Below are 22,209 nucleotides of genomic sequence, written 5' to 3' on the forward strand. Positions count from 1 at the left end.
GTTCCCGAAGAAGCGTTGAGAAAAAATGGTCAGACAAAACCGATGGCGCCCAGCACCGCACCGGCGCCGAGCAGCCAGAGCAGGTGGATGCGCGTGCGCCAGACGATAAGCGCAGCCGCGCCGGTCAGCAGCCACAGGTGCCAGGCAGGCGCATTGCCGGCATGGTTTCCTGCCGCCAGCACCCAGCCGGTGGCGATCAGCAGACCCACCACCACGGGTGCCATGCCCTGCTTGAAGGCGCGCACTTCGCGGCGGGTGCGGTTGCGGTGGCCCCAGCGAGTGGCGACGTAGGTGAGGGTGGTGCTCGGCAGCATGATGCCGACCATGGTGACGAGCAGCCCGAAGAAGCCCAGCAGCCACGCCCCCGGCCCGGCGCCGATGCCGCCGCCCGCGTTGAGCCCGACGTTCCAGCCCATCAGCGCCACGAACAGCACGTTGGGCCCGGGCGCGGCCTGCGCGATGGCCACGGAGGAGCTGAATTGCGCGTCGGTGAGCCAGCCGTGCTGTGCCACCAGGTAGCGGTGCATGTCGGGCACGGTGGTGATGGCGCCGCTGATCGACAGCAGCGAAAGCAGCATGTACTGCCCGAAGAGGGCGAGCCAGTCATGCCAGTGCATCGCGATGGTCATGCCGGGATCTTCTTCCAGGTCCAAACGCAGGCCACGCCGCCGAGCACCAGCAGCACCCAGCCGAGCGGGATCTTGAACAGCGCAATGGCGCAGAACACCAGCGCCATGAAGCCCAGGCAGGTGGCAAAGCCCAGCGGGTGCTTGCGCAGCTGCGGCACCAGCTTGATGCCGGTGGCCGCGATCAGCCCGCCCGACACCGCGCCCATGCCGCGCAGCGCGGCCGCCACCTGCGGATTGCCGGCGTAGTGCGCGTAGAGCACGGCCAGCGCGAGGATGACGAAGAGCGGAATGGCCAGCATGCCCGCCACCGCCGCCAGGGCGCCGCGCAGTCCGAAGTAGCGGTCGCCGATCATCAGGGCGAGGTTGATCACGTTGGGGCCGGGCATCACCTGCGCCACGGCCCAGTCTTCGAGGAACTGCTCCGGCGTGAGCCATTTCTTTTTCTCGACCATCTCTCGCTGCACGATGGCCAGCACGCCGCCGAAGCCTTGCAGCGCCAGCCAGGTGAACGAAAAGAACAAGTCGCGCGGCGACTGCGGCTGGGCGGTAGGAGACGGGTGCATGTGGAGCGATTATCGTAGGCAGGCTTTCAACGCGCCGGGCATCGTGCTGACAAGATCCCGGGCGCCTCCACAGGGAAACTACCGCCATGCTCATGCAACTACGCGCACTCTTCGACCTCTGCAAGAAGGCCTTCAACTCCTGGTCGAACGACTACGCGCCGAGCATGGGGGCAGCGCTGGCCTACTACACCGTGTTCTCGATCGCGCCTCTGCTGCTGATCGTGATTGCCGTGGCCGGGCTGGTCTTCGGCCAGGAGGCCGCGCGCGGCGAGATCTTCGCGCAGCTCTCGGGGCTGATGGGCGAGCAGGGCGCGGCGGCGGTGCAGGGCATGCTGAAGGCGGTCAACAAGCCCACAGAGGGCGTCGTGGCCACGGTCATCGGCATCGGGCTGCTGGTGGTCGGCGCGACCACTGTCTTCGGCGAGCTGCAGGACGCGCTCGACCGCATCTGGCGCGCTCCGGCCCGCATCAAGAACAAGGGCCTGTTCAACATGCTGCGCGTGCGGCTGCTCTCGTTCAGCATGATCATGGGCATCGGCTTCTTGCTGATGGTGTCGCTGGTGGCCAGCGCGGCGCTCGCGGCGCTGGGCAAGTGGTGGTCGCCGATGTTCGGCGCCTGGGAGACCACCGCGCAGGTGGTGAACTTCGTCTTCAGCTTCGGGATGGTGACGGTGATCTTCGCGATGATCTACAAGATCATGCCGCGCGCCAAGGTGCAGTGGCGCGACGTGTGGGTGGGCGCGGCGGTCACCGCGCTGCTGTTCACCGTGGGCAAGCACCTGATCGGGCTGTACATCGGCAAGAGCAGCGTGGCCTCGGGCTATGGCGCGGCAGGCTCGCTGGTGGTTGTGCTGGTGTGGGTGTATTACTCGGCGCAGATCTTCCTGCTGGGCGCGGAGTTCACCTGGGTCTATGCGCGCACCTACGGATCGATGAAGGACAAGAAGGGCGCGACGGAGCTCAATCCCTCGCCGACCCGCGACGTGCCGCTGGCGCAGAACGACAACTGAGCGGGTCAGCCCGCGAAGCCGCCCTTGTCCAGGAACTCCTGCTCCTGCGCGGTCGACTCGCGCCCCAGCATCCTGTTGCGGTGCGGAAAGCGGCCGAAGCGCGCGACGATGTCGCGGTGCAGCACGGCAAAGCGCTGCGTATTGGCGTCCAGCGCGGCATTGAGTTCGACCGAGCGCTGCTGCTCGGCCAGTACCTCGGAGTGCATGAACGGCAGGTAGAAGAAAGGTCGCAGTTCGGCGGCAACCTGCTGGTCGAGCCCAGCGGCCACCGCCTTCTTGGCCACTGCCAGGGCCCTGCCGTCGGTGGCGAGCATGTGCGGGTTGTTGCGCCAGGCGTTGCGAGGGAACTGGTCGAGCAGCACCAGCAGGGCCAGCGCGCCTTGGGCGTCCTGCGCCCAATGATCGAGCTCGCCTCGGGCCGCGGCCTGATGGGCGTCAGCAAAGCGGGCAATGAAGGCGGCGTCGAATTCGTCGTTCTTGGCAAACCAGCGTTCAGGGCCGGCGTCGCGCCAGAAGTCGGCCACTTCGCGGGCCGTGGGGAGCGGGGTGAGGGTGGGAGAACTCATCGCCGGATTGTCTTTCAGGCCGTTTCAGGCCGCTTTCCGGGCGTCTGGAGCCGGGGGAAGTCGGGGCGATGGCCGACAAGACAAGTCCCGCTGTGCTGCCTATGCTGTGTTCGCTTATACAACCCAGGAGATAAAGCTCATGACCAAATATGGCACCCTTTTGCGCGCAGCCCTCATTACCGGCGTGGCCAGTGCCGCGCTGGTCGGCTGCGGAATGATGTCGAAGTCGAACGTCGCGAGCTTCAGCGGCGCGATGAACGCGGCCAGCGAAGTCCCGCCCAACATGACGCGCGGCAGCGGCATGGCCGAGGCCTGGCTCGACCGCGACACCAATGTTCTCAAGTACAAGATCACCTACACCGGCCTGAGCGGCCCCGCCACCATGGCGCACTTCCACGGCCCCGCCGCCGCGGGTGCCAATGCCGGCGTGGTGCTTCCCTTTGCCAACCCGGCGAGCCCGATCGAGGGCCAGGCCACGCTCACGCCCGCCCAGGCCGCCGACCTGAGCGCTGGCAAGTGGTACGCCAACGTGCACACCGCGGCCAACCCCGGCGGCGAGATTCGCGGGCAGATGCTGCCGAAGATGTGATTTCGCCAGGGGCAAGACCCCTGGTCAGGTTGGTGTCGCGGAGCTGGGGTCAAATGAACGCATGACGACGACACCACCGAAGAAAAAATCCCGTGCCGCCTCCTCCAAGCCCCTCAACCCCTTTGCTTCGCGCCGCGAAGACATGCGCACCGCCCGCAAGGCGCTGGTGCTGCAGGGTGGGGGCGCGCTCGGCGCCTACCAGGCCGGCGTGTTCGCCGCGCTCAGCGAGACCGAACTCGAGCCGCATTGGATCGCCGGCGTTTCCATCGGCGCGATCAACGCGGCGCTGATCGCGGGCAACGCCCCGGAAAAGCGTGTCGACAGGCTGCGCGAGTTCTGGCACCTTGTGTCTTCCGGACCTTCGCAGCGCCTGCCTTCCTGGCTGGGCGACCGGGCCGCTCAGAACCAGTACAGCGCCACCATGGCTTCATTGGTGGGCATTCCGGGCTTCTTCGAACCGCGCTATTCGCCCGCCTTGCTGATGGGCGGGGCGGCGCCGCTGCTGAGCTACTACGACACCTCGCCACTCAAGTCCACGCTGGAGCGCCTCGTCGACTTCGACCGCATCAATGCCTGCGAGGCGCGCTTCAGCGTGGGTGCTGTCAACGTGCGCACGGGGAACTCGGTGTACTTCGACAACACGCGGCAGCTCATCGGGCCGGAGCACATCATGGCCAGCGGCGCGCTGCCGCCCGGCTTCGCGCCGGTGAGCATCGACGGCGAGGACTACTGGGACGGCGGCATCGTGTCGAACACGCCGCTGCAGTACGTGCTCGACCTGCATCCGCGCACCGAGCCGCTGGTGGTGCTGCAGGTCGACCTGTTCAACGCGCGCGGTGAAATGCCTCGCACCATGGCCGGTGTGCTGGAGCGCCAGAAGGACATCACCTACTCGAGCCGCACCCGCATGAACACCGACGCGCTGGCGGCCAACATGAACCTGCAGCAGGCCATTGCCGACCTCATCACCAAGCTGCCCGCCAACCTGCGCAACGACCCGAGCGTGCTGGCGGTGCAGTCGCAGCTGACGCACGAGCCGATCGACATCTTTCATCTCATCTACCGCGACAAGCCCTACGAGCTCGAATCGAAGGACTACGAGTTCTCGCGCGCCGCCGTCGAAGAGCACTGGGAGTCGGGCGTGCGCGACATGCGCAGCACGCTCGCTCACCCCGAACTGCTGCGCGCCGACGCCACCGTCAACGGCGTGACCACTTTCGACCTCGGCGAGCACGGCTCGGGGCGCGTGAAGCGGCCTGGTCTCGCACGCTGAACCGCGTATCCGGAGAGTTCAGCCTCGACTAAGAAACCAGCGCCAGACTGGGCCCGTCACTTCAACAGGAGGAAATGTTCGTGAACATTGAAGACGTGCGACGAACGGCATTCGCGATGCCGCTGACAAGCCCCGCCTTTCCGCCCGGACCCTATCGCTTCGTGCGGCGTGAATTTCTCATCGTCACCTACCGCACCGACATGGACGCCTTGCGCGCCGTGGTGCCGGAGCCGCTCGAAGTGGTCGAGCCGCTGGTCAAGTACGAGTTCATCCGCATGCCCGACTCCACCGGCTTCGGCGACTACACCGAATCGGGCCAGGTCATTCCGGTGCAACTGCGCACCGCCAAGGGCGTGGAGAAGGGCGCGTACGTGCATGCCATGTACCTCAACGACCATCCGCCCATTGCCGGTGGCCGCGAACTCTGGGGCTTTCCCAAGAAGCTCGCGTCGCCGGTGCTGGACTACGAAACCGACGTGGTCGTCGGCACGCTCGACTACGGCAAGGTGCGCGTGGCCAAGGCCACCATGGGATTCAAGCACCGCGCGCTCGAGCCCGAACCCATACTCGCGGGTATCGCGCAGCCCAACTTCCTGCTCAAGATCATTCCGCATGTCGACGGCACGGCGCGCATCTGCGAGCTGGTGCGCTATCACATGGTCGACGTGACGCTGCACGGTGCCTGGGGCGGCCCGGCCTCGCTCGAACTGCACCCGCATGCGCTGGCGCCGGTGGCTGACCTGCCGGTGTTGAAGGTCGAATCCGCCGTGCACTACATCGCCGACATGACGCTCGCGCTGGGCACGGTCGAGCACGATTACCTCGCCTGATTTCCGCAGCCATTTTTCAACCCAACGCTCTCAAGGAACGCTCACCATGCAACTCAAGGACAAGGTCGCCTACATCACCGGCTCGGCCAGCGGCATCGGCAAGGAAATCGCCATTCTGTTCGCTCAGGAAGGCGCGAAGATCATCATTGCCGACCTCAACAAGGAAGCTGCCGACGCCACCGCGGCCGAACTCACAGCCTCCGGCGCGCAGGCCATCGGCGTGGCGGTCGACGTGACCAACGAAGACCAGGTGAACGCGTCGGTGGAAGAGGGCGCGAAGGCCTTCGGCGGCATCGACATCCTCATCAGCAATGCCGGCATCCAGATCGTGCATCCGGTGGAAGAGTTCAACTTTGCCGACTGGAAGAAGATGCTGGCCATCCACCTGGACGGCGCATTCCTCACCACCAAGGCCTGCCTGAAGCACATGTACGCGCAAGGCCGTGGCGGCAGCGTGATCTACATGGGCTCGGTGCACTCGAAGGAAGCTTCGCTGCTGAAGGCGCCCTATGTCACCGCCAAGCATGGCCTCATCGGCTTGGCGAAGACGGTTGCCAAGGAAGGCGCCAAGCATGGCGTGCGCGCCAATGTGATCTGCCCGGGCTTCGTGCGCACGCCGCTGGTCGAGAAGCAGATTCCCGAGCAGGCCAAGACGCTGGGCATCAGCGAAGAAGAGGTCATCAAGAACGTGATGCTCAAGGAAACGGTCGACGGCGAATTCACGACCACTGAAGACGTGGCGCGCGTGGCGCTGCTGTTCGCGGGGTTCCCGACGAATGCGCTGACAGGGCAGTCTCTCGTCGTGAGCCACGGCTGGTTCATGCAGTGAGTTTCTCCCTCCCCCGCTGGGGGAGGGTTGGGGTGGGGGCAGGCAGCGGTCGATAAACACCGTGCCGGCGTCAATGCCGCTTGCCCCCATCCCAGCCTTCCCCCAGCGGGGGAAGGAGCAAAGACAACCAACTACAGCTTCAGCTCCCAGGTCTCGCCTACCTGCGGCGAGCCGTAGCCCTCGTGCGGCTCCGACTGCGTGAGCTGGAACCCGCGCTTGGCATAGATGCCGCGCGCAGCCGCCAGGCAGCTGTTGGTCCACAACACCATCTTCTTGTAGCCCTTGAGCCGCGCGAAGGCGATGCACTCGTCGACCAGCTTGCCGCCCAGCCCGAGTCCGCGCGCACCGGGCGTCAGGATCAGCATGCGCAACTGCGCCACCGTGGCCGACTTGCGCACCACGAAGATCGCGCCCACGCGCTCGCCGTTGAGCTCGGCGATCCAGCAGCGCTCCCATTCGGGTTGGAACTTCAGCAAAAACTCGCTCGCAATGCCGGCCACCAGCGCCTCGAACTTGCTGTTCCAGCCGTATTCCCGCGCATAGATTTCGCCGTGCTGCTGCACCACCCAGCCGATGTCGCCGGGCGCCGGGTCGCGCAGGATGGCGGCCTGGGGCTTGGGCGGCGCGGCATCCGGGTCGAGCAGGGACTGCATCGTGCCCATGGCCTGCACCAGCTGCTGGCGCTGCGGCGGCGCGAGCGATTCGAGCAGCGCGGCGGCTTCCTCGCGCGACTTTTGTTGCAACGGCGCAAATGCAGCGTGGCCGGCTTCGGTCAGGTGCAGCACGCTCTGGCGCGCATCGCGCGGGTGGGGCTCCCGGGTGAGCCAGCCTTCGGTCTCGAAGCGGCGCAGGATGCGGCTCATGTAGCCCGCATCGAGCCCGAGGTCGCGCCCGATCTCGCTCGCGACCGCCGTTTCGCGGTGGGCCAGCTCGTACAGCACGCGCACGTCGGTCAGCGACATGGGACTGCCGAGGTACGGATCGAGTGCACCGATGCGGCGCGTATAGAAGCGGTTGAACTGCCGGATCGCCTTGACGGCGGCGGCATCGACGGTAGGTGAAGTCGTGGACATGTTTGCCATTGTCATTAAATTGATTGACTTTGGCAACCAATTGAAGTCCTGCCGACGGCGCGGTCACAGGATGTTTGCCGCGACAGGGGTGATGGAAAACCCTAAAATCGAGGGTTGCCCACAACGGCGCCCCCACGCGCCGACTGCCCCCACAGATGAACGCCCCCGTCGACGTCTCCTTTTTCGCGCGCGCCGCCAAGCCGCTGACCAGCTACCGCAAGTACTGGGCGGCCCGTTTCGGCACGGCCAAGTTCCTGCCGACCTCGCGCAAGGAAATGGAAGCGCTCGGCTGGGACAGCTGCGACATCATCGTGGTCACGGGCGACGCCTACGTCGACCATCCCAGCTTCGGCATGTCGGTGATCGGCCGCATGCTCGAGGCGCAGGGTTTCCGCGTGGGCATCATCGCGCAGCCAGACTGGCAGAGCGCCGAACCCTTCAAGGTGCTGGGCAAGCCGAACCTGTTCTTCGGCGTGACCGCCGGCAACATGGATTCGATGATCAACCGCTACACGGCCGACCGGAAGATCCGCAGCGACGACGCCTACACCCCCGGCGACGTCGGCGGCTCTCGCCCCGACCGCGCGGCCATCGTGTATTCGCAGCGCTGCAAGGAAGCCTGGAACGACGTGCCGATCATCCTCGGCGGCATCGAAGGCAGCCTGCGCCGTATCGCCCACTACGACTACTGGTCCGACAAGGTACGCCGCTCGATCGTGGTCGACGCCAAGTGCGACCTGCTGCTGTACGGCAACGCCGAGCGCGCCATCGTCGAAATCGCTCACCGCCTGGCCGCCAAGGAGCCGGTGCAGCAGATCACCGACGTGCGCGGCACCGCCTTCGTGCGGCGCGAAACCCCCGAAGGCTGGTTCGAGATCAACTCCACCAGCGTCGACGAGCCCGGCCGCGTCGAGGCGCACGTCAATCCGTACCTGATGGTGTCCGACCAGGCCAAGGCCAACGGTGCCACCTGCGCCAAGGAAGACGAGGCGCAGGCCGTCGCCAAGGCGGCGGAAGCGGCCGGCCCGGCTGGCGCCTCGGTGGTCAACCCCGCCATCAAGCCGCTGAACTTCGTGCCGAACCCGGCGCTGCAGCCGCGCGGCAAGATCAGCGTGCCGCCGCGCGACCGCTCCGTCATCCGCCTGCCGGCCTACGAGCAGGTGCGCGGCGACCCGGTGCTCTACGCGCACGCCAACCGCGTGCTGCACCTGGAGACCAATCCCGGCAACGCCCGTGCGCTGGTGCAGGCCCACGGCGAGGGCGCCACGGCGCGCGACGTGTGGATCAACCCGCCGCCCATTCCGCTCACCACGGCCGAGATGGACTACGTGTTCGACCTGCCGTACGCCCGCAGCCCGCACCCGCGCTACGCCGACGAGAACGGCAGCCACGACGGCGCCACCAAGATCCCCGCGTGGGAAATGATCCGCTTCAGCGTGAACATCATGCGCGGTTGCTTCGGCGGCTGCACCTTCTGCTCGATCACCGAGCACGAGGGCCGCATCATCCAGAGCCGCTCGGAAGACTCGATCATCAAGGAGGTCGAGGCCATCCGCGATTCGGTCAAGGGCTTCACCGGCACCATCTCCGACCTCGGCGGCCCCACGGCCAACATGTACCGCATCGGCTGCAAGTCGCCGGAGATCGAGTCGGCCTGCCGCAAGCCCAGCTGCGTGTACCCGGGCATCTGCCCGAACCTCAACACCAACCACGACCCGCTGATCAAGATCTACCGCCGGGCGCGTGCGTTGAAGGGCATCAAGAAGATTCTCATCGGCTCCGGCCTGCGCTATGACCTGGCCGTGCAGTCGCCCGAGTACGTGAAGGAGCTGGTGCAGCACCACGTCGGCGGCTACCTGAAGATCGCGCCCGAGCACACCGAGCAGGGCCCGCTCACCAAGATGATGAAGCCCGGCATCGGCAGCTACGACAAGTTCAAGCAGATGTTCGAGAAGTACTCGGCCGAGGCGGGCAAGAAGCAGTACCTCATTCCGTACTTCATTGCCGCGCATCCGGGCACCAGCGACGAGGACATGATGAACCTCGCGATCTGGCTCAAGAAGAACGGCTTCCGCGCCGACCAGGTGCAGACCTTCTACCCGTCGCCCATGGCCACCGCGACGACGATGTACCACACCAACAAGAACCCGCTGCGCAAGATCACGCGCGAGAGCGAGACGGTGGACATCGTGCGTGGCGACAAGCGCCGCCGCCTGCACAAGGCCTTCCTGCGCTACCACGACGCCAACAACTGGCCGCTGCTGCGCGAGGCGCTCAAGAGCATGGGCCGTGCCGACCTGATCGGCAACGGCAAGCACCACCTCATCCCGACGTGGCAACCGCTGACCGACGGCGGCTACACGAGCGCGCGGCGCAAGAATTCGACCGCTGCGCCGGCAGCTGCCAAGGCCGCTCCGGTCAAGCTGGCACCGGTGAAGCCCTCGAAGGGCCGCATCCTCACGCAGCACACCGGCCTGCCGCCGCGCGACAACGGCTCGGGTTCGGCCTCGCGCAAGCCATCGGCCGGTCCGGTGCGCGGCAACATTCGCAAGCCGCGCTGAGGCGCGCAAGCCCCAGGTCGAGCGCGCTGCATCGCATCAAAAGACTGCGAAGCAGTCTTTGCCGCGACTCTTGGCGAGGTATAGCGCTTCGTCGGCATCTTTCATCAATTCGAAAAACGATTGTTCTTCGTTCATTTTTGAAATGCCGACGCTGGCCGTGATTTTTCGGTCGATCACGTTCAGCTTTCGTATCTGAGCCAGGATCTGATCCGCCACCTTGGCCGCCCGCTCTTCTCCGCCTTGAGTGAGGAAGATTCCGAACTCTTCGCCCCCCAGTCGCCCGCACGGCTCATCCGCGACAGTTCGGCGGATGGTTTGAGCTACCTGTTGAAGGACTTCGTCTCCCAGCGGATGGCCGAAATCGTCATTGATGCGCTTGAAGTTGTCGATGTCGAGCATGAGGAGGCAAGCAGAACTCATATCGCGCGACCCCTGGATTTCATCGACATCGCTCAGGAATTTTCTGCGATTGTCGATTCCGGTCAGTGCATCGGTGAAGGCCAGATCCACGAGTTTGTCGCGAAGCAGAATGCTCTGGCGGTGTATTCGAGCGAAGAGTGCATTCAAGAAGATGCCGACAAGGATCACCGTTGACACCGACAGCCATGCCCAATTCGTGTCTCCGCCAAACGGCGTGTCTATCAGCGACCCCCCGCCGAAGATGAGCCAGATGCCAGCGGACACGATGATGTATTCGCTGGTTCGCGAAAAAACGGGGGCTACCGCAAGGGATATTCCAATGCTCAGCACCGCCATCCAGTAGTTTCTATTGATGCTGGGTTCGGCCAGCAGCGAAAGTTCGATGCATATCAGCCAGACAGTGATGATGGAAAACAGGGAAAAGAAAGCTATTTTCCAACTTGCGAAAATCGAAACGATGGTGAGGGCTGCAAGAAAAATGATCTGCCGGTTGTCATATTTGTAGGAATCCTCGGCGAGAAACCACGTAATTGCCACGAGGAAAATGCCGCCTACCTGCATTCCAAGCGACAGCAGCTTGATCAGCGCCCTGAATTCATTCACGCGCGTGACTTTGTTTTTCATGTTCCGCACAATGGCAAGCCTACTGGCACATGCTATTGCACATTTTTTCCTGTCTTGATAGCTCAATCAGGTCGTTTATAGGCACGGCCTTGGAAAAAAGATAACCCTGGCCGAATTTGATGCCCATTTTGACAAGTATGTCCAACTGGGTCTCGGTCTCGACTCCCTCAGCAACAAGTGTTGCGCCATACCTCGTCGCACTCTCCAAGGCCAGGCCTATTGCCTTGTTCATGCGCGGTTGCTCGATCATCGAGACCATTGCATAGTCTATTTTGACCTCATTGAACGGGATTTTTGCCAAGGTAGTAAGCGTGGAGTATCCCGCGCCAAAGTCATCCAAAGACAATCCGACGCCCGCCGAGTTCAATTTGTGGATGTTTTCTTTTACGGTATTGATGTCTGGCACGTGTCCGGATTCGGTAATTTCTATCGATAGCATTTCGAAGGGCACACGGTAGCGATTTAACCGATCCAGAATGCGGTCGCCAAAGTCCGGGACCGTTATCGATGCAGCGGATATGTTCACGGACAACGGTGTATGAAACCCCTTGGTCATGCAGTGCGCGATTTCACGAATCACCATTTCGACGGTGCACCACTCCAATTTCAGCAGGAGCTGGTAGCGGGTCGCAACATCGAGGACGTAAAGAGGTGACAGAGGCAGGCCTTCCGAGGAGTGCGCTCTCAGAAGTGCCTCGGCACCACAGATCGCTCGGGTCTCCAGGTTGAACTTGGGCTGGTAGTTCATTGGCGGGTTGACATTGCGAATCCAGCCAATGATCAGTTCGTGAACCTTTGCATCTTTGTCGGCCTGAGCAGAAAAAGAGTCGTGAAAGTACCTGATCTGCTGATTGCTGCTCTGGAGCGCCAAGCTGATGTTTCTCAGAACGGATGAGGCATTTGCATCATCTGCCGTCCGGACGTTGGTCACGCCACAACGCAGCTGCACATTGGAGTAATGCCCCCCGGCAACTTGCAGGTGTTCCATGATGTCGGCATACAGCCGAGGCACGAGCTGGCAATTTTCTATTTGGCTGACAGAAGTTTCTTTTACAACAAAGGCAAGCGCCAAATCAGATAACTGAAAACATTTCGACTTCTCGTTCGAAGTCAGCTTGAGGCTTTCCTGCTCCATCAACTGGCGAGCCAGATGGCTCCAGAATTTATCCGTCCAATCGTGGCCAAGAATGCGGACCATTTCTTTGAGATTTCCAATCTCGAATGTGAGAAGTACGTGCTGCGAACGGTCTCTCTTGAGGATTGCTTCAAGGTATTCGCTCAAGGCTCTTCTGTTGGGCAGTCCGCTGAGAAGATCTGTGCGGTACATCTGCATTCGCTGAAGATAGGAATCTCTGATCTGCGCGTCGGCTCGCAGCAAGGCTACAACGCAAACTAAGATCAAAAGAGAAGTGCTGAATCCAAATACCTGCAAGGCTGTGACATGTGCGCTTACCCGTGGGGGAACCAGCTTCAGTGCAAATATGGCAGAGCTTGAAAATATGGAGCACGCCATGCGAGCACTCCATATTTTCAATACCTCTCTCCATCCAAATTGCTTGATCGGTTTTTTTCTGTAGACCGAATGCGCAACGATGCCGCCCGCCGCGGTTATCGACATGTCCAGCAGGAAAGCTTCTACCTGATTGAAACCACCAAATATCAAGCGCGCTGAAATAGTCGAAGCCAGTGTTATCGCGCCTCCTTTCCATCCTCCCAGCAGGCCTCCGAGAAATAGCAGGTCGGACGAGAGATAGGGCTTTGAAGGCAGGTTGAAGAACTGAGAGGCCAGGGCAATCAAGGCGAAACTGGTGATGCCGAAAACCGAGCCGTATAGAAGCGTTCTCGATTCAACTCTGTCGGTAGGCGTTCTCGAGAGTAGAAGAGTGACACTCAGTATTCCGAGAAGAGCCGCTGCCTGAAGAATCAGCAGAGGGTAATTTGCCAGCTCGGCCTGCCAAGCGGCTACGAAAATTTCCTGCACTAAGTCGTCCTCCAACGCAGGATCCGGGCTGCTGACGCCGTCCCCGTGTTCGACAATATTTTTTGAAATCGGTATCTGTAGTCTTTCAACTCGACGAGTTCCTGCACATCCGACATTTGTCCCTTGAACCCGCCTGCCAGAAGGCCTCGAACCTTTTCGTGCGCTCTAAGATGCGCGACATGGCCTTCTACCGTTCTCCCCCTCCATCGATCCGCAGCTGACGCGCGCGCCTTCTGCGCCGCGTTCAGGCCCGCAAGTGGTCGCCGCCGTCCGCCTTGAGGCCGGACGCGGCTTGTATGGTCATGTCCGCCTTCCGATCGCAGCCGATCGGCTTTGGCGGGCGTCATGGAGAACTTTCAACAATGAACGCAAGAATGTCTGCCGCCCTGGCTTGGGGCGGCGTGTTGCTGGCTGGCGCGCTGTGGGGCGGAGGTGCGCTGGTGGCGCAATTCCTGATCGAGGGCGGCATTGCGCCGCAGAGCCTGTCGCTCGCGCGCTTCGCGCTGGGCCTGCCGCTGCTGTGGTGGCTGCACTGGCGAGCCGCCGCAGGGCCGGGCGGGCAATGGGCTGACCTGGCGGGGCGGGAGCGCTTCCAGGTGCTGGCAACCGGCGCCGCGATGGCGCTCAACGTGAGCTGCTGGTTCGTGGGTATCTCTTATCTTGGTGCCGCGCTGCCGACGGTGATCTCGATCTGCTGTGCCCCGGTGATCGTCGCGCTGGTGTCGGTGGTGCGCGGCTACGAGCGCCTCGGCGCGCGCCTGCTGGCGGGCGTCCTGCTGGCGCTTGCAGGGGTGCTGCTGCTGGTGATGCCGGCGGCCGGATGGGGGCCTCTTGCGCCTGGGCATGCGGCCGGCGTGGCCTGGTCTGTGGCTTCGGCCTTCTGCTACGCGATGGTGGTGCTGGGCAATGCGCGCATGCCGGCGAGGGTGCCAGCCGCCACGGCATCTGCCTGGGGCATGACGGTCGCGGCCGTGTGCATGCTGGCCGTCGCATGGCCCGGCGGCATCACCTGGCCCGAAGGCGGCGCGCAATGGCTCGCGGTGGGCTATACCGGCGTGGTGACGACCTCGGTGGCGTACCTTGCCTTTGCCTGGGGCGCGCGGCGCCTGTCGCCGACCTCGGCGGTGATCGGCACGCTGATCGAGCCGTTGGTGGCAGCCTTGCTGGCTGCCGCGTTGCTCGCCCAGCCCATGTCGCCGCGCCAGTGGGCCGGCGCGGTGCTGCTCGCGGGCGCGATGTTGCTGCTGGTGCGGCGCAGCAGATCCGCACAGACCGATTGAAGGCACGCCGAGACCTTCCGTTGTATGGTGTGGCCCCATGAGCAGTTCGCCCCACCTGCCGGTTCCATGGCTGCGCTCCTTGACGGGCGCACTTCTGATTGCAGCTTCGACGGCGGGGCTTGCCGCCCCGCCCGAATCGCCAGCCGCCCAGACGCTGCGCGCCACCCACCAGCGCCTGAGCGACAAGCTCGACCACAACAGCTTCGGGCGGCCTGTGCAGATCGACTCCGTGGAGACTGCCGACGGCCTGCAAGGCGACGTCTATGCCGTGGTCGAGCATCCGCTGCCGGAGATCAGCAGCACGCTCAAGGGATCGGCCCATTGGTGCGATGTGCTGACCCTGCACATCAACAACCGGCGCTGCACCGTGGCCAGCGGGCCGCAAGGGCGCGACATGCTCACGCTCTACGTGGTGCGGCGCTACGACAAGCCCATCGACCAGGCCTTCGAGCTGCCGTTCGTCTACCGCGTCGTGGGTGCCACGCCCGAGCATCTGTCGGTCGAACTGTCGGCCGAGAGCGGGCCGCTGGGCACGAGCAACTATCTCGTCAAGCTCGAGGCCCTGGCGCTGGATGAGCACAAGAGCTTCCTGCATTTCAGCTACAGCTATGACCACAACGCGATGGTCCGGCTCGGCACCACGGCCTTTCTTGCGACTTTCGGCAGCGACAAGGTCGGTTTCACGGTGGTCGGCAAGACGCCGGACGGCCAGCCCGACTACATCCGCGGGCTGCGTGGGCTGGTGGAGCGCAATGCGATGCGCTACTTCCTGACGCTGGACGCCTACCTCGCGGCACCCGGTTCCGATCAGGCCGACCGCCGCCAGCGCCGCTGGTTCGCGGCTGCCGAGCAGTACCCGCGCCAGTTGCACGAGGTCGACCTGGATACCTATCTCGCGCTCAAACGCGAGGACCGGCAGCGCGACGGCGTGGCGACGCGCTGAAGCAGCTCGATCAGCCGGCCAGCGTGAACAGCGGCACGTCGCGCTCGCGGCCCATGGCTTCGAGTTCCTCGCGGGTGCGCGTCGCCAGCCAGTTGGCCAGTGCCTCGTGCGTGGCCGGCGCCATCATGTCGCGCGAGGCAATCTCCGCGGCCTCGCAGAGCCGGGCCGCGAAATGCGGCTCCAGCGCTGCCACCGCCACGCGGCCGTCGGCGCACGGGTAGACCCGGTAGCCCGCATGCGCGCCGCCGACCGCACCCGAAGGCTGCGTCAGGCCCCAGGTGCGGGGCAGGGCGAGCCAGTCGGCAGATGCGTTCAATGCGACTTCGAGGTACACGCCGTCGGCCTTGCGCGACCGCAGCAGCATGGCCTTGAGCACCGCCTCGCTCGCGAGCAGGGCGCCGCCCATGTCGGCGTAGAGCGTGGGCGGCAGCTCGGTGCCGGTCACGAGCCCGCTTTCCGCGAGGTAGGTCAAGTCGTGGCCCGGCTCCTCGGCGCGTTCGCCCGGCGCGCCGACGATGGCCACCTGCGACAGCCTGGGGTAGCGCGCATGCAGCGCCGGCCAGTCGAGCCTGAGCTTGGCCAGGGCGGAGGGGCGGAACGAAGTCAGCAGCACGTCGGTCGCCGCGAGTTCGGCATGCAGCTGCTGCTGCCCGGCTTCGCTTTTCAGATCGACGGCGCGGATCTCGATGCCCTCGTGCAGCGCCGCATAGGCCGGCCGGTTGTAAAGCGCCATCGGATCGCCGCCGGGCGGCTCCAGCTTGAGGCAGGCGGCACCCATGCCGCGGCAACGCAGCAGCGCGGCCGGGCCGGGCAGGTTCAGCGCGAGGCTCAGGACGCGCACGCCCTCCAGAGGTGCGGCGTGGTCGAGGGCAGGGCTTGTGGAATCGGGCATCGGCTGTTGTCTCCAGGAAACTCGTTTCGGACATTCTCACCCCGTGGCGCGGGGTTCCAAGGAGCCACTTCCCGCAAGCCGGGGTGCAGGCCCGCGCGTAGCATGTGCCGGTGGCAGCCACCTCCCTTGCCGCTGCCTCGACCACATGCAAACGACAGGAGACGAACCATGTTTGAAGCTTCCCTGATGAGCGGCCAGCGCATTCTCGTGACCGGCGGTGGCACCGGCCTGGGCCGCGCGATGGCCGAGCGCTTCCTGAGCCTGGGTGCGGACGTCGCCATCTGCGGGCGCCGTCAGTCGGTCTGCGAGGAAACGGCCGCCGAATGGCGCCAGCAGTTCCCGGGCCGGCGCATCGACACCTTCGGCGTCGACATCCGCATCGCGCAGCAGGTCGACGAGATGGTCGAGAGCCTGTTCCAGAGCGGCGGCCTCACCGGGCTGGTCAACAACGCGGCGGGCAACTTCGTCTCGCCGACCGAGAACCTCTCGCCGCGCGCCTTCGACGCCATCGCCAACATCGTGTTCCACGGCAGCTTCTACGTGACGCAGGCCGTGGGCAAGCGCTGGGTGGCGCAGGCCAAGTCGGGCGAGTGGAAGCAGGGCGATGCCTTCCGCAGCGTGATGAGCATCATCGTCACCTGGGTCGACAACGGCAGCCCCTATGTCGTGCCCTCGGCCATGAGCAAGGCCGGCATCGAGGTGATGACCAAGTCGCTCGCGGTGGAGTGGGCGCGGCACGGCATCCGCCTGAATGCGGTCGGCCCCGGTGAGATTCCCACTGAAGGCATGAGCAAGCGCCTGAACCCCGGCGAAGAGCCCGGCGCGCGCAGCAGGCAGACCAACCCGATGGCGCGCACCGGCCGCATGAGCGAGCTGCAGAACCTGGCTTCTTTCCTGATGGCGCCCGGCCAGTGCGACTGGCTCACAGGCCAGAGCATCATGATGGACGGCGGCAATGCGCTGGCCACCGGCGGCAATTTTTACGAGCTGCGCCAGTGGAGCGACGCCGACTGGCAGGCCGCGCGCGAACGCATCGAGGCGCAGAACCAGAAAGACAAGGCGCAGCGCTGACCGGCTACTTCTTCGGCGGCCGGGCCGCATGCACGGTGACGTGCTTGTTGACCGGGCTCGACAGCACCAGCGACGTGGTCACCGCGCCATCGATCGCCAGCGCGTCGACCACGCGCTCCAGGTCCGCCGGCTCGGCGATCGCGCAGCGCACGATGAAGCAGTCTGCGCCGGTCACCCGGTCGGCGCTCAGTACCTCCGGCATGGCCTCGAACAGCTTCAGGTAGCTGGCGATACCCGCATGCGTGGTCTCGATGCGGATGATGGCCTGCAGGCCCACGCCCAGCGCGCGCAGGTTGACGCGCGCGCCGTAGCCTTCGATCACGCCGGCCTCTTCGAGCTTGCGCACCCGCTCGCTCATGGCCGGCTGTGACAGGCCGATGCGCTTGCCAAGGGCGGCCAGGCTCTGCCGTGCATCGGCCTGCAGCGCTTCGAGGATCAGCCGGTCTTTCTTGTCGATGTTCATGTGCGTGTCGGGGAGGTTGCGCCGCCGATGATCGATCGGTCCGAGGCCGCGATTTTCGATGGATCGCACTTCGCCGCGAGGCGCCTCGCGGGTAACGTAGTGGCCATCTTTTCCAGGAGAACCCATGCAACTCGTCGGCATGCTCGACTCACCCTACGTGCGGCGCGCCGCCATCTCGCTGCGGCTGCTCGGCGTGCCTTTCGAGCACCGGCCAGTCTCGGTGTTCAGCACCTTCGAGCAGTTTCGCGCGATCAACCCGGTGGTGAAGGCACCCACGCTGGTTTGCGACGACGGCACGGTGCTGATGGATTCGACGCTCATCATCGACTACGCCGAGGCGCTTGGCGGCCGCAGCCTGATGCCCACCGCCATTGCCGAACGGGCGCGCGCCCTGCGCATCACCGGGCTCGCGCTCGCGGCCTGCGAGAAGACCGTGCAGATCGTCTACGAGCACAACCTGCGGCCGGCCGAAAAGCTGCACCAGCCCTGGGTGGACAGGGTGCGCGGCCAGCTCGTGGCGGCGTATTCGGCGCTCGAGGGCGAGGTGGCTGCGTCACTGCCGCCAGCAGACGAGAAGACGATGACGCAGGCCGGTGTCTCGACGGCCGTGGCGTGGTCCTTCACGCAGCTGATGCTGGCCGACGTCATTGCGGCCGATGGCTTTCCCGTGCTGTCTGCCTACGCCGCGCGTGCTGAAAGCCTGCCGGTGTTCCTCGGCGCGCCGCAGGTCTGACGACGGCGTTCTTCAGTCCGCGATGTCCGCGCCGCGCTCGGCCAGCAGGCTGCGCAGCACGGAGCGGTGGCAGTGCGCCTCGTCCTCGCAATAGCAGCCGACCGACAGGGCCGTGTTGTGCGAGAGCGCGGCCAGCAGGTCGAGGCTGCGGCTCGCGTCGGACTCGGCCATCTCCGCCTTGAACTTGCGCACGAAGGCATTCCACTGCGCGGGCGTCTGCGCTTCCTGCGCCTGCTTCATTGTTTCGACGGACGGCGCGAGGTTGGGGTACCACACGTCGTACCAGTTCTGCGAGGCGAACTCGGCCTTCGGAACGCCGCGCGGCGGGCGGCGCACGGTGCCGACGCGCAGGCCTTCACCATCTGCGCGCGGGGTGCCCAGGCGGACGATGCGGATGCTCATGGGGCTTTCCTTTCTTCTCTCGAATACTGTCTCAGGTGCCGACGATGCCGCCGTCCCGCCGCCGGATCGCCAGCGTTGCCGAGCGCGGCCGCGCGCTGCCCGGCACTGTGCCATCGGGCCATGCGCTGTTGTGTTTGCTGTCGCCGTCGTCGCGCGCCTCGCCCGGGTGCTGGATGTTGACGAACAGCGTGCGCCGGTCGGGCGTCACCACGCAGCCGGTGATCTCGCAGCCGTTCGGCCCGGTCAGGAAGCGCTTGATGCGGCCCGAGGCCGGGTCGGCGCACAGCATCTGGTTGTTGCCGAGCGAGGCATAGGGCGGCTTGCCGATCACCTGGCCGCTCATGTCGGTCTGGATCCACAGCAGTCCGCCCTGGTCGAAGTGCAGGCCGTCGGGCGCGCCGAACATGTCGGCCCCGGCTGCCGGATAGCGTGCGCCACTGCCCGGCTGAGAAGGATCACCCGCGAGTGCGAAGTGGTTCCAGGCGAAGCCGGTGCTGGCGGCGTCGCCGCCGTCCTCGCGCCACCGCAGGATGCCGCCGAAAAGGTTGTTGGCGCGCGGGTTGGCGGCGTCGGTGCCGGGCTTGCCGGCGTCGCCGCGCTGGCTGTTGTTGGTGAGGGTGACATAGACCTCGCCGGACTGCGGATGCACCGCGATCCATTCGGGCCGGTCCATTTTTGTGCCGCCGACCACGTCGCCGGCCAGCCGCGCGTGAATCAGCACTTCGGCCTGGTCGGCAAAGCCGCCGGCCGCGTCGAGGCCGCCGCGGCCGTGCGTGAGTTCCAGCCACTGGCCGCGCCCGCCGGCGTCGTAGCGCGCCACGTGGAGCGTGCCGTCGTCGAGCAGGTGGCGGTTGGCGGCCCGCGCGGCGGCATCGGTGCCGGGGCGCACCTTGTCGCGGCTGACGAACTTGTAGATGTATTCGAAGCGGGAGTCGTCACCCATGTAGACCACGAGGCGGCCGTCCTTCGCGACGGTGCAGGTCGCGCTTTCCTGGCGCTTGCGGCCCAGCGCCGTTCGCTTGATGGGCGTGGCGGTGGGGTCGAAGGGATCGATCTCGACCACCCAGCCGAAGCGGTGCGGCTCGTTCGGATGCCGGCTCAGGTCGAAGCGCTCGTCGAAGCGCCAGTACTCGACCCACTGCGAGCCGGGCACCGTGCCGTAGCGCCGCTGCGCGGCCGTCATGCGCGCGGCGGCTTCCTTCGGCCCGCCGAAATAGCCGTGGAAGTTTTCCTCGCAGGTCAGGTAGGTACCCCAGGGCGTGACGCCCATCGCGCAATTGGCGAAGGTGCCGAACACCGCGTCGCCGGCCGGGTTGGCGGCGGTGCGCATCAGCGGCGTGCCGGCGGCCGGGCCGGCGAGGCGCATCGGAGTATTGCCGTGCACGCGCCGGGCGTACGGCGAAGGCAACGCCTGGCGCCAGCCTTCGGGCGTGCGGCGGATCTCGATGACCGACACGCCCATCGCATGGAGCGACTTGCGCACCTTCTCCGCCGTCCATTGCCTGGCGCCGTCGGCGTGCAGCAGTTGCTCGTCGGTGTACTCATGGTTCATCACGAGCAGGCCGCGGTCGCCGCTGGCGTCGAGGGCGAAGAAGTGCATGCCGTCGTGATGCATGCCGGCCTGCGCGGCCTGGTCGTCGGCGCTGTTGGAGGCGTCGGGAGCGAACGCCGGCATGCGGCCCGCGACACCGGTGGGCGTGCCCCATGGGTAGAGCAACTGCCATTCGTATTCGGGCGGTATGACCACGCCGTCGCGCAGCGAGGCGGGTACGCCCGTGAAGCCCAGCACTCCGGCATCGGCTTTCCCGGCGGCTGGCGCCGCGCAGCCCTGGCCGAAAAGCGCCACGACGGCGGCGGCGGAGCCCGATTGAAGAAGAAAGCGGCGGCGGTCCAGGGACATGGCGAGAGCTGTTGTGTAGGTGACAGCCGCCATCATCGCCGAGCGCCGTGCCGGGCGATACTCGCGCCCGGACCGCCCAGGAGACATCGAATGACCGACCGCATCGAATGGACCCGCCACGCCGACGGCGTGGTGGAACTGCAGCTCTCGCGCGCCGACAAGATGAACGCGCTCGACCCCGCGATGTTCGACGCGCTGATCGCCGCCGGCGAAGCGCTGCGCGGCGACAAGGCGGTGCGGGCAGTGGTCATTTCCGGGAGCGGCAAGGCTTTCTGCGCGGGGCTCGACATGGCGTCGTTCGAACGCATGCAGCAAGGCGCGGCAGGCGTGCTGGGCCAGGGTGCCGCTGGCACAGACCTGCTGGCGCGCACTCACGGCATCTCGAATGCGGCGCAGCAGGTCGCGATGGTGTGGCGGGAAGTGCCAGTGCCGGTCATCGCGGCCGTGCATGGCGTGGCCTTCGGCGGCGGACTGCAGGTGGCGCTGGGCGCGGACATCCGCATCGTCGCGCCCGACACGAAGCTCTCGGTGATGGAAATCAAGTGGGGCCTGGTGCCCGACATGGCCGGCATGGTGCTGATGCGCGAACTGGCGCGTGCCGACGTGGTGCGCGAACTGACATTCACCGGCCGCATCTTCTCGGGCGAGGAAGCGCTTCAGATCGGCTTCGCGACCCGGCTCTCGGCCGACCCGCTGGCCGAAGCCTTGCAAATGGCGCACGAGATTGCAGGCAAGAGCCCGGACGCCATTCGCGCCGGCAAGCGGCTGCTCAATGCATCGGCACACCAGAGCGCCGCCGACCTGCTGATGGCCGAGTCTGTCGAGCAGCAGGCGCTGATCGGCAGCCCGAACCAGATCGAGGCCGTGAAGGCCAACATCGAACGGCGCGCACCGCGCTTCGACACGCCCGCCTGAGGCGGCCGGCCTGCAGGGCCGGGGCGCAGCTTTCATTCAGCCATACAGTCAGGACTGCGCGAGCGGCCGGTAACTCCGGGCCCGCTCGCGTTGCCTTTCGTAAACAGCTTTTGCGCTCGCCAAATCAGTGCTCAAAGCTCCCCGGCACCAGGGAAGTGCAACTCAAGCTGGTTTGTGTAAGAATAAAGTAGTTGTTTTAAGGGGAAAATGAATGAATTTGGACACAATTTATGTGCAGAAGGTCACGTCTTCCCCCGTGTTTGCCCTAGAGGAGGATGGCTCCTGAAGCCACACTCATTAACAATTGAACGTTTTGCCTAGCGACGGCGATCCTGCATGTCGACGACCACGTTTTTCTGCAATCTCAGCGTGCCCATCCTGGTGGGCGAGGATCGCTACAAGTACGTCCCCATCGTCGGGGTCTTCCGCAGCATTCCATTCGATCAAGTCGACGAATGGGTGATGCACCCCGACGGCAGCCCGCGCAGCGACCGCGAACTCGCGGCCGAAGTTCTTGTAGAGATCCGCAAGCCACTCGGTTCGAGTGGACGCACAGCGCCGCACGCCTTCGACGTGGAGGGCATCCTCCAGCTCGATCGCGCAGCCGCGATCGTGGTGTCTACCTTTCTGGCGGCGCTGCCGCGCGTCTGAGCTCGGCGCTA

The 22,209-nt window shown here is 65.2% G+C and carries 22 protein-coding genes; 12 read left to right on the forward strand and 10 right to left on the reverse strand.

The window, feature by feature from the left end:
* Positions 1–29: 29 nt before the first annotated feature.
* Positions 30–629 (reverse strand): chromate transporter, encoded by a 600-nt coding sequence (locus tag ACWV14_RS14550; protein WP_454909232.1) that lies wholly within the window; start codon positions 627–629, stop codon positions 30–32.
* The gene (locus tag ACWV14_RS14555) at positions 626–1,192 is read right to left on the reverse strand and encodes a chromate transporter (protein ID WP_454909233.1); all 567 of its coding nucleotides are present in this window, start codon (positions 1,190–1,192) and stop codon (positions 626–628) included. Before ACWV14_RS14555 ends, ACWV14_RS14550 begins: the two co-directional genes overlap by 4 nt.
* Positions 1,193–1,278: 86 nt before the next feature.
* On the opposite strand from ACWV14_RS14555, the gene ACWV14_RS14560 reads away from it, so the two are divergent.
* Entirely contained in the window at positions 1,279–2,202 is a 924-nt protein-coding gene (locus tag ACWV14_RS14560; RefSeq protein WP_454909234.1) for a YihY/virulence factor BrkB family protein, read from the forward strand.
* Positions 2,203–2,207: 5 nt separating this feature from the next.
* On the opposite strand, the gene ACWV14_RS14565 is transcribed toward ACWV14_RS14560, so the two are convergent.
* Entirely contained in the window at positions 2,208–2,768 is a 561-nt protein-coding gene (locus tag ACWV14_RS14565) for a DUF924 family protein (protein ID WP_454909235.1), read from the reverse strand.
* A gap of 139 nt (positions 2,769–2,907) precedes the next feature.
* Between ACWV14_RS14565 and ACWV14_RS14570 the strand changes: the two genes are divergently transcribed.
* From ACWV14_RS14570 to ACWV14_RS14585, 4 genes are all read left to right on the forward strand, one after another.
* The gene (locus ACWV14_RS14570) at positions 2,908–3,357 is read left to right on the forward strand and encodes a CHRD domain-containing protein (RefSeq protein ID WP_093052127.1); all 450 of its coding nucleotides are present in this window, start codon (positions 2,908–2,910) and stop codon (positions 3,355–3,357) included.
* Between the two features lie 61 nt (positions 3,358–3,418).
* Positions 3,419–4,630 (forward strand): patatin-like phospholipase family protein, encoded by a 1,212-nt coding sequence (locus ACWV14_RS14575; RefSeq protein ID WP_454909236.1) that lies wholly within the window; start codon positions 3,419–3,421, stop codon positions 4,628–4,630.
* Between the two features lie 80 nt (positions 4,631–4,710).
* Positions 4,711–5,460 carry an acetoacetate decarboxylase gene (locus ACWV14_RS14580; RefSeq protein ID WP_422086313.1) on the forward strand — a complete coding sequence of 250 codons (750 nt, stop codon included), beginning with the start codon at positions 4,711–4,713 and terminating at the stop codon, positions 5,458–5,460.
* 46 nt (positions 5,461–5,506) lie between these two features.
* On the forward strand, positions 5,507–6,289 hold the full coding sequence (locus ACWV14_RS14585; protein WP_454909237.1) for a 3-hydroxybutyrate dehydrogenase: 783 nt from the start codon (positions 5,507–5,509) through the stop codon (positions 6,287–6,289).
* Between the two features lie 131 nt (positions 6,290–6,420).
* On the opposite strand, the gene ACWV14_RS14590 is transcribed toward ACWV14_RS14585, so the two are convergent.
* On the reverse strand, positions 6,421–7,371 hold the full coding sequence (locus ACWV14_RS14590; protein WP_454909238.1) for a bifunctional helix-turn-helix transcriptional regulator/GNAT family N-acetyltransferase: 951 nt from the start codon (positions 7,369–7,371) through the stop codon (positions 6,421–6,423).
* 146 nt (positions 7,372–7,517) lie between these two features.
* Between ACWV14_RS14590 and ACWV14_RS14595 the strand changes: the two genes are divergently transcribed.
* Positions 7,518–9,923 (forward strand): YgiQ family radical SAM protein, encoded by a 2,406-nt coding sequence (locus ACWV14_RS14595; RefSeq protein ID WP_454909239.1) that lies wholly within the window; start codon positions 7,518–7,520, stop codon positions 9,921–9,923.
* A gap of 36 nt (positions 9,924–9,959) precedes the next feature.
* On the opposite strand, the gene ACWV14_RS14600 is transcribed toward ACWV14_RS14595, so the two are convergent.
* Positions 9,960–10,967: a GGDEF domain-containing protein gene (locus tag ACWV14_RS14600; RefSeq protein WP_454909240.1), complete on the reverse strand. Its 1,008-nt coding sequence runs from the start codon at positions 10,965–10,967 to the stop codon at positions 9,960–9,962.
* Between the two features lie 19 nt (positions 10,968–10,986).
* On the reverse strand, positions 10,987–12,948 hold the full coding sequence (locus ACWV14_RS14605) for an EAL domain-containing protein (RefSeq protein ID WP_454912767.1): 1,962 nt from the start codon (positions 12,946–12,948) through the stop codon (positions 10,987–10,989).
* Between the two features lie 374 nt (positions 12,949–13,322).
* Here ACWV14_RS14605 and ACWV14_RS14610 point away from each other — a divergent pair, with 374 nt between their 5' ends.
* Together ACWV14_RS14610 and ACWV14_RS14615 are read left to right on the forward strand one after the other, a co-directional pair.
* A complete protein-coding gene (locus ACWV14_RS14610) occupies positions 13,323–14,228 on the forward strand; it encodes a DMT family transporter (protein ID WP_454909243.1) in 906 nt (301 codons plus the stop codon).
* A gap of 37 nt (positions 14,229–14,265) precedes the next feature.
* Positions 14,266–15,171, forward strand: a complete 906-nt coding sequence (locus ACWV14_RS14615) for a hypothetical protein (protein ID WP_454909244.1) — start codon at positions 14,266–14,268, stop codon at positions 15,169–15,171.
* Positions 15,172–15,181: 10 nt separating this feature from the next.
* Here ACWV14_RS14615 and ACWV14_RS14620 read toward each other — a convergent pair whose 3' ends face one another.
* A complete protein-coding gene (locus tag ACWV14_RS14620; RefSeq protein WP_454909245.1) occupies positions 15,182–16,063 on the reverse strand; it encodes a CoA transferase in 882 nt (293 codons plus the stop codon).
* Between the two features lie 168 nt (positions 16,064–16,231).
* Here ACWV14_RS14620 and ACWV14_RS14625 point away from each other — a divergent pair, with 168 nt between their 5' ends.
* Complete coding sequence (locus ACWV14_RS14625; protein WP_454909246.1) at positions 16,232–17,134, forward strand: SDR family oxidoreductase; 903 nt, start codon at positions 16,232–16,234, stop codon at positions 17,132–17,134.
* 4 nt (positions 17,135–17,138) lie between these two features.
* Here ACWV14_RS14625 and ACWV14_RS14630 read toward each other — a convergent pair whose 3' ends face one another.
* Entirely contained in the window at positions 17,139–17,597 is a 459-nt protein-coding gene (locus tag ACWV14_RS14630) for an Lrp/AsnC family transcriptional regulator (protein WP_454909247.1), read from the reverse strand.
* A gap of 124 nt (positions 17,598–17,721) precedes the next feature.
* Here ACWV14_RS14630 and ACWV14_RS14635 point away from each other — a divergent pair, with 124 nt between their 5' ends.
* Positions 17,722–18,330 carry a glutathione S-transferase gene (locus ACWV14_RS14635; protein WP_422086324.1) on the forward strand — a complete coding sequence of 203 codons (609 nt, stop codon included), beginning with the start codon at positions 17,722–17,724 and terminating at the stop codon, positions 18,328–18,330.
* Between the two features lie 12 nt (positions 18,331–18,342).
* Here ACWV14_RS14635 and ACWV14_RS14640 read toward each other — a convergent pair whose 3' ends face one another.
* Together ACWV14_RS14640 and ACWV14_RS14645 are read right to left on the reverse strand one after the other, a co-directional pair.
* The gene (locus ACWV14_RS14640) at positions 18,343–18,732 is read right to left on the reverse strand and encodes a DUF488 domain-containing protein (protein WP_454909248.1); all 390 of its coding nucleotides are present in this window, start codon (positions 18,730–18,732) and stop codon (positions 18,343–18,345) included.
* A 31-nt stretch (positions 18,733–18,763) separates the two neighbouring features.
* On the reverse strand, positions 18,764–20,632 hold the full coding sequence (locus ACWV14_RS14645) for a PhoX family protein (protein WP_454909249.1): 1,869 nt from the start codon (positions 20,630–20,632) through the stop codon (positions 18,764–18,766).
* A gap of 90 nt (positions 20,633–20,722) precedes the next feature.
* Between ACWV14_RS14645 and ACWV14_RS14650 the strand changes: the two genes are divergently transcribed.
* Positions 20,723–21,547, forward strand: a complete 825-nt coding sequence (locus ACWV14_RS14650) for a crotonase/enoyl-CoA hydratase family protein (RefSeq protein ID WP_454909250.1) — start codon at positions 20,723–20,725, stop codon at positions 21,545–21,547.
* A gap of 336 nt (positions 21,548–21,883) precedes the next feature.
* On the forward strand, positions 21,884–22,198 hold the full coding sequence (locus tag ACWV14_RS14655) for a hypothetical protein (protein ID WP_422086328.1): 315 nt from the start codon (positions 21,884–21,886) through the stop codon (positions 22,196–22,198).
* The last annotated feature ends 11 nt before the right edge of the window (positions 22,199–22,209 follow it).

It is taken from the genome of Variovorax durovernensis (genome assembly GCF_977011995.1).

Coding starts and splice junctions, on each gene's coding strand:
- ACWV14_RS14550 (WP_454909232.1), bottom strand. CDS start 629: ATGACCATCGCGATGCACTGGCATGACTGGCTCGCCCTCTTCGGGCAG.
- ACWV14_RS14555 (WP_454909233.1), bottom strand. CDS start 1,192: ATGCACCCGTCTCCTACCGCCCAGCCGCAGTCGCCGCGCGACTTGTTC.
- ACWV14_RS14560 (WP_454909234.1), top strand. CDS start 1,279: ATGCTCATGCAACTACGCGCACTCTTCGACCTCTGCAAGAAGGCCTTC.
- ACWV14_RS14565 (WP_454909235.1), bottom strand. CDS start 2,768: ATGAGTTCTCCCACCCTCACCCCGCTCCCCACGGCCCGCGAAGTGGCC.
- ACWV14_RS14570 (WP_093052127.1), top strand. CDS start 2,908: ATGACCAAATATGGCACCCTTTTGCGCGCAGCCCTCATTACCGGCGTG.
- ACWV14_RS14575 (WP_454909236.1), top strand. CDS start 3,419: ATGACGACGACACCACCGAAGAAAAAATCCCGTGCCGCCTCCTCCAAG.
- ACWV14_RS14585 (WP_454909237.1), top strand. CDS start 5,507: ATGCAACTCAAGGACAAGGTCGCCTACATCACCGGCTCGGCCAGCGGC.
- ACWV14_RS14590 (WP_454909238.1), bottom strand. CDS start 7,371: ATGGCAAACATGTCCACGACTTCACCTACCGTCGATGCCGCCGCCGTC.
- ACWV14_RS14595 (WP_454909239.1), top strand. CDS start 7,518: ATGAACGCCCCCGTCGACGTCTCCTTTTTCGCGCGCGCCGCCAAGCCG.
- ACWV14_RS14600 (WP_454909240.1), bottom strand. CDS start 10,967: ATGAAAAACAAAGTCACGCGCGTGAATGAATTCAGGGCGCTGATCAAG.
- ACWV14_RS14610 (WP_454909243.1), top strand. CDS start 13,323: ATGTCTGCCGCCCTGGCTTGGGGCGGCGTGTTGCTGGCTGGCGCGCTG.
- ACWV14_RS14615 (WP_454909244.1), top strand. CDS start 14,266: ATGAGCAGTTCGCCCCACCTGCCGGTTCCATGGCTGCGCTCCTTGACG.
- ACWV14_RS14620 (WP_454909245.1), bottom strand. CDS start 16,063: ATGCCCGATTCCACAAGCCCTGCCCTCGACCACGCCGCACCTCTGGAG.
- ACWV14_RS14625 (WP_454909246.1), top strand. CDS start 16,232: ATGTTTGAAGCTTCCCTGATGAGCGGCCAGCGCATTCTCGTGACCGGC.
- ACWV14_RS14630 (WP_454909247.1), bottom strand. CDS start 17,597: ATGAACATCGACAAGAAAGACCGGCTGATCCTCGAAGCGCTGCAGGCC.
- ACWV14_RS14635 (WP_422086324.1), top strand. CDS start 17,722: ATGCAACTCGTCGGCATGCTCGACTCACCCTACGTGCGGCGCGCCGCC.
- ACWV14_RS14640 (WP_454909248.1), bottom strand. CDS start 18,732: ATGAGCATCCGCATCGTCCGCCTGGGCACCCCGCGCGCAGATGGTGAA.
- ACWV14_RS14645 (WP_454909249.1), bottom strand. CDS start 20,632: ATGTCCCTGGACCGCCGCCGCTTTCTTCTTCAATCGGGCTCCGCCGCC.
- ACWV14_RS14650 (WP_454909250.1), top strand. CDS start 20,723: ATGACCGACCGCATCGAATGGACCCGCCACGCCGACGGCGTGGTGGAA.
- ACWV14_RS14655 (WP_422086328.1), top strand. CDS start 21,884: ATGTCGACGACCACGTTTTTCTGCAATCTCAGCGTGCCCATCCTGGTG.